Source organism: Streptomyces xiaopingdaonensis, from assembly GCF_000262345.1.
Taxonomy (GTDB): domain Bacteria; phylum Actinomycetota; class Actinomycetes; order Streptomycetales; family Streptomycetaceae; genus Streptomyces; species Streptomyces xiaopingdaonensis.
The window spans coordinates 13966-29346 of the sequence record NZ_AJTQ01000033.1; the positions used below are offsets into that span (position 1 = coordinate 13966).

Genomic DNA, 15381 nt, shown 5'->3' on the forward strand with positions numbered 1-15381 from the left:
GTGAGGAACGCCACGTCGCGCGCTCGGGGTGGCGCGGGTGTTCGGGCGTACGACGGAAACGGTCAAAAGGTGCCAACACGGCAGTTTCGCGCGGGAGTCGGGGCTGCCGGGAAGACGGAATTGGACACGGAGAGTAGCTGTCGTGGTGGGCGGGTCGGAGCGGCGGGAGTCGGCGGCGCTCATCGGGCTGCGATGACCAATAAACCCGGTATGTCTGCTTGTTGGGTACTTTGCAAGGTTCGCGAGCAAGGTTCTTGTTCAGGCGATACACGCCCGGCTCCTCGATTTCTCTTTGCGTGCTCTCGTGTGTCTGCGCAGTTACTTCGCGTTGTGGAAAACCGCCTGTTCCTGGGGTCGACAGAGTGCGACATAGCCTGATCTAGGCGGGGTTTCCGGTGGCCCCTTCCGAGCGAGAGCGCAGGTGGGGCTCGTCTCGTACTGCGAGAGCCCGTGACTGGAAGCGGGTCGGGATGGATAAACTGACGTCGGACCGTGCTTGGGCGCAGCCCCCGACCGGTCCGTCATGTTCAGCCAGCAGCCGCTGCAACCCCAGGGAGCGATGTGTCGCGCCGCTTGTTCACCTCGGAATCAGTGACCGAGGGTCACCCTGACAAGATCGCTGACCAGATCAGCGACACCATCCTCGACGCCCTCCTCAAGGAGGACCCGAAGTCCCGGGTCGCCGTCGAGACGATGATCACCACCGGCCAGGTGCACGTGGCCGGCGAGGTCACCACCAACGCCTACGCCCCGATCTCCGCGCTCGTGCGCAACAAGATCCTGGAGATCGGCTACGACTCGTCGAAGAAGGGCTTCGACGGCGCCTCGTGCGGCGTCCAGGAGTCCATCGGCGCCCAGTCGCCCGACATCGCGCAGGGCGTCGACACCGCCTACGAGAAGCGCGTCGAGGGCGACGACGACGAGCTCGACAAGCAGGGCGCGGGCGACCAGGGCCTGATGTTCGGGTACGCCTGCGACGAGACCTCCGAGTTCATGCCGCTGCCGATCACCCTCGCGCACCGGCTCTCCGAGCGCCTCTCGGCCGTCCGCAAGAACGGGACCATCCCGTACCTGCGCCCCGACGGCAAGACCCAGGTCACCATCGAGTACGACGGCGACAAGGCCGTCCGCCTCGACACGGTCGTCGTCTCCTCGCAGCACGCGGCCGACATCGACCTCGACTCCCTGCTCGCCCCCGACATCCGCGAGTACGTCGTGGAGCCCGAGCTGAAGGCGCTCGTCGACGAGGGCATCAAGCTGGAGACCGAGGGCTACCGCCTGCTCGTCAACCCGACGGGACGGTTCGAGGTCGGCGGCCCGATGGGCGACGCCGGTCTCACCGGACGGAAGATCATCATCGACACCTACGGCGGCATGGCCCGCCACGGTGGCGGCGCCTTCTCCGGCAAGGACCCGTCCAAGGTGGACCGTTCGGCCGCGTACGCGATGCGCTGGGTCGCGAAGAACGTGGTCGCCGCCGGTCTCGCCGGCCGCTGCGAGGTGCAGGTCGCGTACGCGATCGGCAAGGCGGAGCCCGTCGGTCTCTTCGTCGAGACCTTCGGCACCGCCACCATCGACGCCGAGAAGATCGAGCGTGCCATCTCGGAGGTCTTCGACCTGCGTCCGGCCGCGATCGTCCGCGACCTCGACCTGCTGCGTCCCATCTACTCGCAGACGGCGGCGTACGGTCACTTCGGCCGCGCACTCCCGGACTTCACCTGGGAGCGCACCGACCGCGTCGACGCGCTGAAGAAGGCCGCAGGCGTCTGAGACGCCACGCCCCCTCCGCGGGGGCGAGCATCCGGAACCCGGCTCCGCCCTCGGCGGGCCGGGTTCCGGCGCTGCCGGCCGCCGCTTGCGCCCACTCCGCGGGAGTGGGCGAGCGGCGGCCGAGAGGCGCCAAGTGAACACGGGAGTGGTGACGGAGCCTCAGGCCGTCGCCACCGGCGATCGTACGCCCAAGTCGGCTCGCTCACACGCCGATCGGGGTTCCGGTCAGCGGGAAGTGGCGGTGTCGGAGGAGCGGGGTCCGCCGACCGCCCCCGTGACGTCCGCGAGGCGCAGCACCGCATCGAGACCGCGGTGCGCGCCCGGCGCCGCACCGGTCGGCAGCACGTAGGAGCGCAGCCTTGCCGCGACGGCTCCGCCGTCCTTGACGGGGTTGTCGCCGACCATCAGCGTCTCGTCCTCGGCGACGCCCAACTCCGCGCAGGCGTGCCTGAAGAGGAGCGGGTCCGGCTTCTCCGTGCCGTGCTCGAAGGAGTGCACCCAGGCCCCGACGTACCGGTCGAGCGCGCGGTGCCGGAAGGTCGGCGGCAGCCTCCACCCGATGTCGCTGACGACGCCGACCCGGACGCCCGAGGCGGACAGCGCACCGAGCACCGCACCGGTCTCCGCATACGGGAGCCACCAGGAGGGCGAGCGCAACTGCCCGTACAGCTCCTCGGCGATCGCAGCGAGCCGGGGTACCCGCGCGTACCACGTGAGGAAAGCAGTCCGGTGCGCGCGGGCCGAGGTGTCGCGACCACGTTGGGCCTCGGCGACCTCGGGCTCGTCGAGGGCGGCGGAGAGGGCGTCGAGGAGGTGCTCCATCTCCTCCTGCGGGACGGGTCCCGGGAGGAGAGCGCGGAGGCGTTCGGTGTAGTCGCGGATCTGGAAGAGCGTGCCGGAGAAGTCGAAGAGGACGGCGCGCACCGGAGCGGGCGAGGTGCGCGCTGCCAGCGGGCGCAGGGGGCCGTCGGGGCCGTAGCGGGGAGGCTGCATCGGGCCTGCCTACCTCCTCGCGGGGGCGGGGGACAGGGGGCCTCGGGACGGGAAGGGCTGGGGGTTCAGGCGGCGTGCCCCGGATCGTCGGGTGGCGGGGCGTCCGGGGAGCCGGGGTCGGCGGGCGGTTCCGGGCCGGTGGGACGGTCGGGGATGTCCTCGTCGGTCGGAGGGGGAGCGGTGTCGGTGCCGCCGGGCGTCTCCTCGGGAGGTTCTCCCGGCCACTCCGGACCGAGGAAGTGCTGGAGGAGCCGGTCGGCGTCCTGGTCCTTGCCCATGCGGCGGAGGAACTCGGCGAAGTGCTGCGTCGCGTAGGCGGTTTCGGGGTCTCCCGTCTTCCATCCCCACTCCCGCAGGGCCTCCTCGACGTGTTCGGCGGCAGTGCTCGCGAGGTCCGGGGCCGCCCACGTTCCGGCGGCCGGGGAGGCTTCCTGTTCCGGGACGGTGGCGAGGGGGTGGACCAGGTCTTTGAACTCCTCGGGGACGCGCTGGTTGTTGGCGGCGGAAGAGAGGCGGGCGAGCAGGTCGATGTCGTCGACGGTCCTGCGTACGTCGTCGTTGTTGCGGGAGAGCCACCACACGACGGCCCGGCCGGGGTCCTGGAGCACGTCTCCGCCGAGGTACTCCCTTCGGCTCGTCTCCCAGCGCCTCTCGTGCTCCCAGACGGACTCCTCCTTGCGGACCGTGGCGAGCCGCTCCAGCCGCTGCGCGTCCGACTCGGCGAGGGTGAGCGAGACGTGTTCGGCCATCGCTTCCACCTCTCCGGTTGGTTCGGGCACCATCGCGGCGAGGGCGCCGCGCAGTTGGTACTGACCCAACGAGCACCTGTCCGGCGGGAGTTGACGAGTGAGCTGCGCGGCGCGCTCGACCACGGCGCTGACGGCGAGAGCGCCGGGAGAGGGGGAGCAGAGCGGCTCGACGAGGGGGCGCCAGCGTACGACGGCGGAGAAGAGGAAGTCGTAGTCCTCCTCGGCGCTGTGCAGCGTGACCGCGGTCAGCCGCTCCTCCCTCCGTTCGGGCGGATCGATCGGCAGGTCGGGGCAGGAGGTGTACTTCTTGCCCAGCGGGTCCTCGTGTGGCCGCAGCAGACGGAGCAGGCCGAGGGCCGCGCCGAGGAGGAGGGCGCCGGCCGCGGGCCAGGCCCAGAGCGGCCAGCCCGTGGCGAGGCCCACGATGGCGACGAAGAGGCCGGAGATGAGGGCGACGAAGGCCACCACGGTGCGGTGTCCCGAACTCACATGGACTCCAGGGGTGTTGGTCAACGGCAGGAGAGACCGAGGCGCTTCCGGCTCTCGGTGAGGAAGTGTGCGGCGAGACCGCGTCGTGCGCCGTCCTCGCGCTCGACGTCGGCGGCGAGTGCGTAGAGCAGCGCGTGCAGCGTGCCGTCGCGCCCGCAGGCGTGGACGAGGATCGCGAGCAGCGTGCTCGCGCGGGGACGGCCGGGGGCGGCGGCCCGCAGCCATGCGCGTGCGGGCTGCTCCCAGGACTCCTGCGGGTGCCCGGTGAGGACGTCGGCCCAGCAACGGGCGAGCTCGTTGCCGAACCACCCGGATACACGGGGCCGTTGACGGCCCTCGGTGAGGCGTTCGGGCTCGGCGAAGGCTGCGAAGAGCGCCGCGTCCGCGCTGCCGTGGCGTGGGTCCGCGGGTGCGAGGCGGCTCAACAGAGCGCGTTGCAGCCATGCCGTGTCGTTCGTCGAGGTCAGCAGTGCCTCGCGGGCGACTTCGGCGATCTGCGGGTCGCGCTGGCGGGAGAGGTGGTGCAGGCGCACCATCGCCTGCCGCTGGTACAGGGTGGCCATGGTGCCCGTGCAGACCCCGAGGACGACCTGTGCCCGCTCGCGGGGGAGGCCGGGGAGGGTGGCCCAGTCGTAGAGGAGCCGGCGGAAGGCGCTTCCGCGGCGCGGGTCCACGACGGCCGCCTCCAACGCGGTGCCGGCCGCGGGCAGTCCGAGGTGCGGTCGCCTGCCGTCGGTCCACGCTTTGACCGCTTCGTCCAGCAGCTCCGGCGACGTGCGGAGGCTGAGCCGGACGAACCTGCCCACGAACGCGGTGCTTTCCGCGGGCTCCAACCGGCCGCTGTGCACGAGGCGTTGCGCCCAGCGGGCGATCTGGGGCCGGAGCGCCTGGAACTGGTCCCAGAAGTGGTCGGTGACGGCCTCTGCGAAGTGCGCCTCGGTGAGGTTCTCCCGCCTGACCTGTCCTGGGCTCGTCGTGTCACCTCCGGCGTGCAGCAGGCCGACGAGGTCGTCCAACTGCCGTGAAAGAGGGCGGCGTTCGAGTACCGGGACGGGTTCGCCGGCTTCGGCGGCCGCGTCCGCGAGGTCCTCGGCGGCGTCGAGGACGCTCTCGGCTCGCGCGTCCGGCAGGAGGCAGCGGGCGAGGAGGACCGCGCGCTGCCGGCCGGTCTCCAGCACGTCCACCAGGGCGGCGGCCGAGCTTGCCTCGACGGGGAGCACGCGGTCGAGCAGCTCCTCGTCGGACTCGCCGCGGTGCCGACGGGTGCGCACGAGTTCCTCGGCGAGGTGGCTCACCTCGTGCAGCGTCGCGTTCTGCAGCCGTTCGCGGATGCGGGGGCTGCCCGCGACCGTCTGCGGGTCGAGATTCGAGCCGTTCATGAGGAGGTGCTTCTTCAGTACCTCCGGCTGCGGTGGCGCGGTGATGTCCACCCTGAGGGGCTGGAGCGCCGGAGGGAGCTCAGCGCGACGTTCCCACGGCGCGACGATGCACAACCGCGCCCGTTTGTCGGGCAGTTCTTCGACGGCGGTGGACAGTTCCTCCATGAAGACCTGGAAGCGACGCTCCTCGACGGCCGAGAGGTCGAGGAGGTACCGCCCGCCCGGTTCGATCTGCTCGGGGTCCAGGGCGATGCCTTGGCCCTCTTCCCGCTGATCGAGAAGCTGCCGGACGAGGACGTCGTCGGTGCCGCCTTCGAGGAGCATCTTGGCGGTGGTGGTGCGTCCGCTGCCCGTCCGGCCCAGGAGGACGACGGCGCATGCCGAGTCGAGTGTGCGGCGTGCTCGGACCAGCTCCGGGGGCGCGACGAACGAGGCGCGGAGCCGGTCGAGTTCGGCCTTGGCGATGCGGCGCGGGTCCGGGCGGGCAGTGTTGCGGAGCCAGTGGCCGAGGTTTGCGAAGCCGACGTTGTAGACGTTCTGGTCGCCCGTCCCCGTATGGACGTATCCGTACGCGGAGTCCATCCACGTCTGCGCCTGATCGGTCAACGCTCGTCCTCGGCCTCGTCCGGACGCTCTCCCGGGCTTCCCTGCGGCAGCTCCCACCAGTCGCCGTGGAGACCGCCCTCGATGTTGGTCATCCGCCCGGCGCTGTAACTGCGCGCGCCCGGCGCGTTGTGGGTGCCGCCGCGGTACCGGCGCGCGTCGATGTTCTGGTCGCCCGAGCCGGTGTGGGCGGAGCCGTGCACCGTTCCGATGGAGGTGTGCGTGGAGTCGCCCGTGAGGTCGCCGTACTGGGTGACGGGGCCCGTGACGTCCCCGACGGTGTTGTCGACCGCGGCCTCGCGCTGTCCGGACTCCTGGGGCGCGTCCGCGTCGGCGTGCGCCAACCGCGGTACGAGTGCGGCGAGTTCGTCGCCCACGCGTTGGGCGTCCGTCTCCACTGTCCTGGTGTCCCAGCGCAGGTACTGGAGGTCCGCGAGGTCGGCGAGGGCTGCGGGGAGCTCGGCCCGGGTGAGGCGCGGCATCGTTCGGCCGTCGAGGAGGGGCACGATCGGGATGCCGCGTACGAGCGCTTCGAGGAGCTCTCTCCGGACCCAGTCGTCCTCCCGCGCGAGAGCGGGGTCGGCGGCGTCCGGATAGGTGAGCCAGCGCGGTCCGACGACGGCGACGACGACGGAGCAACTGCGCAGGCTGTCCAGGATCTCTGCGGGGAAGGCGGCGCCGGGCCGGATGGAGGAGCTGGCGCGGAAGACCAGGTCGTCCCCGAAGCGGTCGGCGAGCTTCTCGGCGAGGTGGGCCGCGGTCTTGTCGCCGTCGTGCGTACGGTAGTTGACGAACACCTCGGGCATCGTCAGTCCTTTCCTCGGCTGTCGAAGGGGCTGTCGAAGGGCGGAACGGGGCCACCGACCGCGGGTGCGGCCGGGTGGAGCGAGGCAGCGACGCGTGGTTCGAGCGCCCGTACGGCGCGGAGCGTGCGGTGCCGGCGCAGGACGTGCGCGAGTTGGGCCAGGTCGGAGCGGACCGTCGCCGAGTCGACGGAGTCGACGGTGGGCAGCAGGCTCTCCAGGAGGGAACAGGCGTGCTCGACCTCGCCGGCCTCTGCGTAGGCGAGCGCACGGCGCACTCCGTAGCGGGCGTGCGAACGGTCGGCGTGCGGTGGCAGGGCAGCGATCTCGCGGTCGAGCTCGGCCGCGGCCCCGGCGGGGTCGCCGAGATCGCGCAGGCACCAGCCGGCGGCCATCGCCGCGGGGTCCCTCAGATGGGACGTGCCGATGATGGGCCCGCCGTCGGAGGCTTCGCGTGAGAGCCAGTCACGCGTCCTGTCCAGGGCGCGCATGCAGGCGTCGAAGTCACCGGCCAGCGCGTGGCCTTGAGCTTCACGTTGGGCTGCCAGACCTCGGATCCGCCACGGCATGCCGGACTTCTGCGCTGCGGCCGCGAGTGCGACCGTGGCGGCGGCGTCGCCCTGGTAGAGGGCGACGAGCCCGCGGCGGACGGAGGCGTAGGCGGTGAGACTGCGGTCGCCTCCCGCCTCGGCGAGTCGCACCGCCTGGTCCGTCCACCACACTGCTCCGGCGTTGTCCCCGGTCTCCTGGACGAGCCAGCCGACGTACTCGGCGTACCGGGCGGCGAGGCTGAGGAGTTGGGCGCGGGTGCGGCGCTCGTGAGCGGCCGCGAGGCCGCGGAGCGAGTGTGTCTGCGCGATCAGCGCGGGCAGCAGCAGCGCCGGGCTCGACGCCTGTCCGATCCGGCGGTACTCGCCGAAGAGGGAGCGCGCGGCGGCGACGACCCCGCTGCCTTCCGCGCGCGCCGCCCCGGCCCCGGGCAAGAGGAAGACCGAGGCCGCGCCGGCGGCCACCACCTCCCTACGGGCCATGCTCCGCGGTACCGGGCGGAACCAACCGCCGTCCGGGGCCATGCCCATCAGCCACACCTCCCCTTCGTCTCCTTCGCGTTCGCCTTCCGACGGCCGTCCCGCGGACGCCGTGCCGTCCCCGGCCGGCTCCCCGTGCTGCTGCACGGCGACGAGCCCGTTGAGGGCGCCGCCCGCGCCGAGCACCTCGTCGCAGAGCCGGGCGAGTGTGGGGCTGGGCCGCTTGAGGCCCCGCTCCACCTTGCTGAGCTGGGACTTGCTGTAGTGCACCGCTCCGGCGAGGCGGGTCAGGGTCCAGCCCGCACGGAGTCGGAGTCTTCTGAGCTCGGGCCCGAAGGGCAGCGGACGGTCGTGCACGTAGACCTCCAGGGACGGTCCGCACAACGGCCGGGCGCCTGACGTCAGCCTGGTTCCGGGCTGTACGGACGGACAAGGGGAACCGGGCGTTTCCCGTTTCCTCCTGAGGAGCCTCGCCCAGGCAAGCGCACCCCGGAACCGGCGTCGAGGCCGCCCGGCTGCCGGGGCGAGCGCGGGGGAGTCAGGCTCGTGTCGGTGCTGCCGCTGCTGCGGGAACGGGCGGTCGTCGCCGAGGCGTGCGTCCGCTTCGAGGAGACGGCCGCGGCGCGGCCGGGCTACCGGTGGTGGCCACGGCGCGGGAGGAGCTCGAGCGCACACCACGGCGCCCCGGAGGGGCCGGAGGCCCTCCCCGAAGTCCTGGAGATGTCGCGGACGTTGCCCCGGGAGCCTCAGGAAAGATCCGCGTGAACTCGTGTCGCAACCCTTGCCAAGCCGAGTTAGTACGTGTTCGGATTAATTCCGTCGGGCACCGAACCGACACACATCTTCGCTGGTCAACTGCCGTACGGCGAGGCGATATCAGCCTGCCGAGACCCCCGTCCGCACCCCCAGCTCCCGACCCGTGAACCCGTCGCAGCCTCCTGCGGCCGACGGGACGGCCCCGCACTGCCTCAGCATGCCCAAGGAGGGTCCTTCGTGTTTGATCTCTCGTCCGTCGACCTCCTCGACGCCTTCACCAAGGAGTTCCGTCTCTGCAAGGTCGCCGAGGGGGAGCACGTGGTCGTGCTCGCCGAGCCGGACAGCCGCGGCGACTACGTGGCGGCGGCGTTCGGCGCGGCCAAGTCCCTTGGTGCGCACGTCATTTCGGCGACGGTGCCGGGCGGCAGCCCCGCGCCGATGCCGAGCACCCACACCGGCGCGGGCCCCGGACTCTCCTCCGTCCTCGACGACACCACGGCCCAGGACCTGCTGAAGTCGGCCGACTTCGTCGTCGACCTCACCCAGGAAGGGTTCATCCACGCGCCGGTGCAGCAGGAGATCCTCAAGGCCGGCACCCGCATCCTCTTCGTCTGCGACGCCCCCGACGTGCTCGTGCGCAACCTGCCGAACGAGGCGGACAAGGCGCTGGTGCGCCGCGAGACGGAGCTGCTGAAGTCCGCCGCCACGATGCGGGTGACCTCGGCGGCGGGCACCGACCTGACCGTCGAACTCACCGGCTCCAAGCCCGAGTTCCAGGTCGGCTTCGCCGACGACCCGGGCCGCTGGGACCACTGGCCGAGCACGATGGTGCTCTGCTGGCCGGAGATCTCCGACGGGCGGATCGTGCTCGCCGAGGGCGACATCCTGCTGCCGTTCAAGGAGTACGTCGCCTCGCCCACCACGCTGCACGTCTCCGGCGGTCGGATCGAGGGCGTCGAAGGCGGCGCCGAAGCCCGCCTGTTGGAGACCTTCTTCGCGGACGCCGACGACAAGTGGGCCCGCTATCTCTCGCACATGGGCTGGGGCCTGATGCGCTCGGCCGACTGGTTCGCCACCGCGATGTACGGCAAGGGCGACCTGATGGGCATGGACGCCCGCGCCTTCGCCGGCAACTTCCTGTGGTCGACGGGCCCGCACCCCGTCCTCGGGCGCGAGTCCTACGCGCACCTGGACATCGCGATGCGCGGCTGCTCGATCGCCGTCGACGAGACCCAGGTCGTTCGCGAGGGCGAACTCACCGACCGCTGAGGGGCGTTGCCCCGCCCGCCGCACCGGATTCGGGCGGCGGCACCCGCCGCCGCCCGTGTCCGCCCCCGTCCGCACACGCTGTGAGGAGAACCGCGTTGGCGCCCAGTCAGTCCATCGAAGCCACCGTCGTCGGCGGAGGGCTCGGCGGTCTCACCGCCGCGCTCGCCCTGCGTCAGCGGGGAGTTCGCGTCACCGTCCTGGAGCAGGCACCGTCCCTCGGCGAGGTGGGCGCCGGTATCCAGACCGCGCCGAACGCCAGCCGGCTGCTGCTCGGACTCGGGCTGCGCCGGCAGTTGGAGGCGATCCACACCGAGCCGCTCGACCAGGTGCGTCGCCGTTGGAAGGACGGCGCCGTCGTCGGACTGACGAGCCTCGGACAGCACTGCAAAGACACCTACAACGCGCCGTACTGGCACTACCACCGCGCCGACCTGCACCGCGTCCTCCTCGACGCCTGCACGGACCCCCAAGGCGCGGGCCCGGCGGTGGAGTTGCACACCGACAGCCGCGTCGACCGGCTCGACCGCACCGACCCGCGCCGTCCCGTCGCGTGCACCGACGACGGCCGCCGCTTCGCGGCCGACCTGCTCCTGGGCGCCGACGGCATCCGCTCCCAGGTGCGCGAACTGATCGGCGCCGAGGACACCCTGGAGTTCTCCGGGGAGATGGCCTACCGCGCGCTCATCCCCGGCGACGCGATCGCCGCCGACCCGGCCACCCGCTGGCTCTTCGACCGCTTCCAGAGCACCATCTGGTACGGCCCCGACCGGCACCTGGTGCACTACCTGATCCGCGGCGGCGAGTACCTCAACATCGTGGCGATCGTGCCGTGCAGCGAGGAGGTCGCGGAGAAGTGGACCGTGCGCTCCTCGCCGAGCGAACTCGCCGCCGCCTACCCGGGCTGGGACGACCGCGTCCCCGCGATGCTCTCCAAGGCGAAGGACGACGTCGCCGCGTTCGCCCTCTACTACCGCCGCCGCGACCCCGTCTGGCAGGACGGCCGGGTGGCGCTGCTCGGCGACGCCTGCCACGCGATGCTCCCCTACCAGGCACAGGGCGCCTCCCAGGCGATGGAGGACGCCGCCGTGCTCGCCGAGGAGTTGGGCCGCGTCACCGTCGACGGCATCGAGGAGGCGCTGCGCCGCTACGTGGACCGGCGGGCCAAGCACGCCGGCATGGTGCAGGAGGCCTCGCTGCGCAACAAGGACTTCTACCACTACCCCGACGGGCCGCTCCAGGAGCAGCGGGACGCCAAGCTGCGCCGGGGTTTCACCGGCGAGTCCGACGTCTCCTACGAGTGGCTGTGGAGCGGCACCCCGCTCCACGACCCGGACCGGACCGACTTCTCCTACCAGTTCCCCCGCTGACTCGCCCGCCGCATTCCCGGTCACCATCCGGTGACCCAGACCCTTGGAGCCACGGTGAAGACAGGCGACCAGATCGTCCAGGAACTCCCCTGGAAATGGGGCGTTCAGGGCCGGATCTTCCTCATCGGTGGTCTCGGCTACCTCTTCGACGCATGGGACATCGCGCTCAACGGCTTCCTGATGCCGCTGCTGGGCGACGAGTTCGACCTCACCCTGAGCGCCCGCGGCCTCGTCGCGACGTCGAACCTCGTCGGCATGGCCGTCGGCGCGATCGTCTGGGGCGCCATCGCCGACCGCATCGGGCGGAAGAAGGCGTTCAGCGCCACGCTGTTGCTCTTCGCGCTCTTCTCCGTGGTCGGCGCGCTCTCCCCCACCTACGAGGTGTTCCTGCTCTTCCGCTTCCTCGCCGGCGTCGGCCTCGGCGGCTGCATCCCGGTCGACTACGCGCTGGTGAGCGAGTTCTCGCCGAAGCGCTACCGCGGGCGCATCCTCACCGCGCTCGACCTGTGGTGGCCGATCGGCGTCACCCTCTGCGGCATCGCCTCCACGGCGCTCATCCCGCTGGACGGCAACTGGCGCTGGATGTTGGCGACGATGGTGCTGCCGGCGCTGCTGCTCTTCTGGGTACGCCGTGGCGTACCCGAATCACCGATCTACCTCACCAAGACCGGCCGTGAGGCGGAAGCACGGGAGGTGATCGACCGGCTGGTGGCCCAGACCGGCGCCACGCCCGAGCCGTACGCGATCCCCGCGCCGCCCGCCCCCGACGAGGGGCGCCGCACCGGTGGAGTGCGCGCCGGCTGGGAGCAGTTCCGGCTGCTGTGGAGCCACAGCCCGCGGATCACCGCCGTCGCCTGGGCGCTCTTCGTCACCATCATGCTCGTCTACTACGCCGCGCTCACGTGGATGCCGTCGATCCTCAAGGAGGAGGGCTACGGCGACACCGCCTCCTTCATCAGCACCACGCTGATGAGCGGCGTCGGGATCGCCGGCGTCGTCGCCTCCACCTGGCTCGTCGACGTCGTCGGCCGCAAGTGGCTGATCGGGCTCTCCGCGCCGATCGCCACCGGCGCCCTCGTCGCCTTCGCGGCGGTGCTGGAGGTGCAGACGGCCGCGCTCGTCGGCATCGCCGTCTTCGGCTTCCTGATCCAACTCACCATCCCCGCGCTGTACGCGTACGTCTCCGAGCTGTACCCGACGACGCTGCGGGCGAGCGGCTTCGGCTGGGCCTCCTCCGTCTCGCGGGTGGGCACGGGGTTCGCGCCGATGCTCTTCGGCTCGGTGATGTGGCCGCTGCTCGGGCTGCCGTGGACCTTCGCCGTGCTCGGCGTGACCGTCCTCGCGGCGGTGCTCTGGATGGCCGTCGCCGCGCCGGAGACCCGGGGCAGGGAGCTCGACTCGGAAGCGATCAACACCGACCCGCTCGACGAGGCGGACCCGCAGCGGCACCTGTCGACCGAAGCGCTCACAGGCACGGACGCCCCGACCGCCGCCGGTGAGGAGCCCGTTCGCGGCTGACGGACCGCCCCCGCACCGTCGTCCGCGGCCGTCCGGCGGGAGTGTCCCTCGCCGCCTGCCGTCTCCCGCCGGAGAGGAGATCCACCAGCACCATGAAACCCGCACCCTTCACCTACCACCGCGCCCGTGACCTCGACGGGGCGACGCGGCTGCTCGCCGAGTTGGAGGCGCGCGAGGAGGACCCGAAGGTCCTCGCCGGCGGCCAGAGCCTCGTCGCGATGATGAACTTCCGCCTCGCCCGCCCCGCCCACCTCGTCGACATCGGCCGCCTGGACAGCCTGCGCGGGATACGCACCGACGCGGACGGCGCGCTGCACCTCGGCGCGCTCACCACTCACCACCAGGTCGAGCGCGCGCCGGCGGAGTCGCTCGGCCGCGGGCACGCGGTGCTGCGCGACGCGATGCGCTGGGTCGGCCACCTGCCGATCCGCACCCGCGGCACCGTCGGCGGCAGCCTCGCGCACGCCGACGCCACCGCCGAGTGGTGCCTGCTCGCGACGCTGCTCGACGCCGAGCTCGTCGTGCACGGCGACGGCGGCCGACGACGGGTGCCGGCCGCGGAGTTCTTCCTCGGCTACTACACCACCGCGCTCGGCGCCGACGACCTGCTCACCGAGGTCGTCTTCCCGCGCCCTGCGCCGCACGCCGCGCTCACCGAGTTCGCCCAGCGGCACGGGGACTTCGCGACCGTCGCGGCCGCCGTCGACCTCGAACTCGCCGCCGACGGCCGCACGGTGCGCGGCGGACGCGTCGCGCTGGGCGGCGTCGCCGCGCTGCCGGTGCGGGTGCCGGAAGCGGAGGCGGTCCTCGCCCGTGGCGACACGGCCGGCGACGCGCTCTTCGCCGCGTGCGGCCGGGCCGCCGCCGACGCGGTCGACCCGCCCTCCGACGCCGCCGGTTCCGCCGGCTACCGGCGCCGGCTCGCCCGCACACTCGTCGTCCAGGCCTGCGAGGAGGCGATCGCCCGATGAGCCCGTCCGAAACCCGCGAGGACCGTGCCGCGTTGGTCGGCACCTCGACCCGCCGCCGCGAGGACCCCCGACTCCTCACCGGGCGCGGCACGTTCACCGACGACATCCACCTGCCCGGCACGCTCTACGCGCAGTTCGTCCGCGCCACCGTCGCCTCGGCGACGGTGACCTCGCTCGACCTCTCGGCCGTGCGCGAGGTACCGGGCGTCGTCGCCGCGTTCGACGCGGCCGACCTCGACCTCGGCGACATCACCGCCCGACTCGGCCGCCCGGCGGCGGAGTTCGTGCCCACGAGCATGCCGATCCTCGCCCGGGACCGGGTGCGGTACGCCGGCGAGCCGCTCGCGGTCGTCGTCGCCAGGGACCCGTACGCCGCCGAGGACGGCTTGGAGGCGGCCCGGGTGGACTACGCGCCCGAACGGGCCGTCACCTCGGACACCGAGGCACTCGCCCCCGACGCTCCGCCGGTGCACGCCGAGGCTCCCGCCAACACCCTGCTGGACGTCTCGATGTTCGCCACCGAGGGGATCGACGACGTCTTCGCCGAGGCCCCCTGCGTCGTCGACGTCTCCGTCCGCACCGGGCGGCAGAACGCGCTGCCGCTGGAGACCAGGGCCGCGCTCGCCGCCTGGGACGACCGCGAGGAACAGCTCACCCTGCGCACCCCGACCCAGGTGCCGCACCAGGTGCGCACCGTCGCCGCGCGCTGCCTCGGGCTCGACGAGCGGGCCGTGCGGGTGCTGGTGCCGGACATGGGAGGCGGCTTCGGGCTCAAGTGCGTCGTCGGCCGGGAGGAGATCGCCGTCGCGGCGGCGGCCCTGCGGCTGGGCCGCCCGGTGAAGTGGACCGAGGACCGCAAGGACGCGCTCACCGCCTCCTTCCTCGCCCGCGAACAGCACTACGAGGCCCGCGCCGCGTTCGACGCCGAGGGACGCGTCCTCGGCCTCGACACCGACCTGATCTGCGACATGGGCGCCTACTCCTGCTATCCGTTCACCGCCGGCATCGAGCCGCTGATGGCCTCGTCCGAGATGCCCGGCGTCTACAAGGTGCCCGCCTACCGGGTCCGCGCCCGCGCCGTGGCGACGAACAAGGCGCCGAGCGCGCCCTACCGCGGGGTGAGCAGACCGCAGTACGTGATGGTCGTCGAGCGGCTCTTCGAGCGCGCCGCACGGGAGTTGGGGATCGACCCGGTGGAGATCCGCCGCCGGAACCTGATCACCGACTTCCCCTACACCGGCGTCAACAACGTCACCTACGACCCGGGCTCCTACCTGGAGTCGCTGGACCTGTGCGAGCGGACGCTCCGCGAGGAGGGGTGGTACGCACGTCGCGAGGAGGCCGCCGCCGAAGGCCGCCACCTCGGCATCGGCTACGCGTGCTTCAGCGAGCGCACCGGCTACGGCTCGACGGCCTTCGCCCAGCGGAAGATGGAGGTCGTCCCCGGCTTCGACATCGCCGAGGCGCGGATGGACGTCAGCGGCGCTCTCACCGTCTCCACCGGGACGATGAGCCACGGTCAGAGCCACGAGACGACGATGGCGCAGATCGCCGCGGACGAGCTCGGCCTCGACCTCGCCCGTGTCCGCATCCACCAGGGCGACACCGACCGCGTCACCTACGGCTGGGGCACCTTCGCCAGCCGGTCGATCGCCGTCGGCGGCAGCGCGGTGCGGCTCCCCCCCC

Annotated in this window: 11 protein-coding genes; 6 read left to right on the plus strand and 5 right to left on the minus strand. The window is 72.2% G+C overall.

Annotated features, from left to right (window positions below):
* Window positions 1–561 precede the first annotated feature (561 nt).
* Entirely contained in the window at window positions 562–1770 is a 1209-nt protein-coding gene (gene metK, locus UWG_RS0101910; protein ID WP_019544327.1) for a methionine adenosyltransferase, read from the plus strand.
* Between the two features lie 225 nt (window positions 1771–1995).
* Here metK and UWG_RS29310 read toward each other — a convergent pair whose 3' ends face one another.
* The 5 genes from UWG_RS29310 to UWG_RS0101935 form a co-directional block, all read right to left on the minus strand.
* Window positions 1996–2763 carry an HAD family hydrolase gene (locus UWG_RS29310; RefSeq protein WP_016905515.1) on the minus strand — a complete coding sequence of 256 codons (768 nt, stop codon included), beginning with the start codon at window positions 2761–2763 and terminating at the stop codon, window positions 1996–1998.
* A gap of 65 nt (window positions 2764–2828) precedes the next feature.
* Entirely contained in the window at window positions 2829–4001 is a 1173-nt protein-coding gene (locus UWG_RS0101920; RefSeq protein WP_016905516.1) for a hypothetical protein, read from the minus strand.
* A 20-nt stretch (window positions 4002–4021) separates the two neighbouring features.
* Window positions 4022–5986: a hypothetical protein gene (locus UWG_RS0101925; protein WP_157838522.1), complete on the minus strand. Its 1965-nt coding sequence runs from the start codon at window positions 5984–5986 to the stop codon at window positions 4022–4024.
* Window positions 5983–6789: a toll/interleukin-1 receptor domain-containing protein gene (locus tag UWG_RS0101930; protein WP_016905518.1), complete on the minus strand. Its 807-nt coding sequence runs from the start codon at window positions 6787–6789 to the stop codon at window positions 5983–5985. Before UWG_RS0101930 ends, UWG_RS0101925 begins: the two co-directional genes overlap by 4 nt.
* 2 nt (window positions 6790–6791) lie before the next feature.
* The gene (locus UWG_RS0101935) at window positions 6792–8171 is read right to left on the minus strand and encodes a helix-turn-helix domain-containing protein (protein ID WP_016905519.1); all 1380 of its coding nucleotides are present in this window, start codon (window positions 8169–8171) and stop codon (window positions 6792–6794) included.
* A gap of 636 nt (window positions 8172–8807) precedes the next feature.
* On the opposite strand from UWG_RS0101935, the gene UWG_RS0101945 reads away from it, so the two are divergent.
* From UWG_RS0101945 to UWG_RS0101965, 5 genes are all read left to right on the plus strand, one after another.
* Window positions 8808–9839 carry a 2,5-dihydroxypyridine 5,6-dioxygenase NicX family protein gene (locus UWG_RS0101945; protein ID WP_016905521.1) on the plus strand — a complete coding sequence of 344 codons (1032 nt, stop codon included), beginning with the start codon at window positions 8808–8810 and terminating at the stop codon, window positions 9837–9839.
* Window positions 9840–9934: 95 nt separating this feature from the next.
* Window positions 9935–11206, plus strand: coding sequence for an FAD-dependent monooxygenase (locus UWG_RS0101950; RefSeq protein ID WP_016905522.1), 1272 nt, complete (start codon window positions 9935–9937; stop codon window positions 11204–11206).
* A gap of 54 nt (window positions 11207–11260) precedes the next feature.
* Window positions 11261–12724: an MFS transporter gene (locus UWG_RS0101955; RefSeq protein ID WP_016905523.1), complete on the plus strand. Its 1464-nt coding sequence runs from the start codon at window positions 11261–11263 to the stop codon at window positions 12722–12724.
* Window positions 12725–12816: 92 nt separating this feature from the next.
* On the plus strand, window positions 12817–13695 hold the full coding sequence (locus UWG_RS0101960; protein WP_016905524.1) for an FAD binding domain-containing protein: 879 nt from the start codon (window positions 12817–12819) through the stop codon (window positions 13693–13695).
* A partial coding sequence (locus tag UWG_RS0101965; RefSeq protein ID WP_016905525.1) for a xanthine dehydrogenase family protein molybdopterin-binding subunit occupies window positions 13692–15381 on the plus strand: 1690 nt, incomplete at its 3' end. The genes UWG_RS0101960 and UWG_RS0101965, both read left to right, overlap by 4 nt.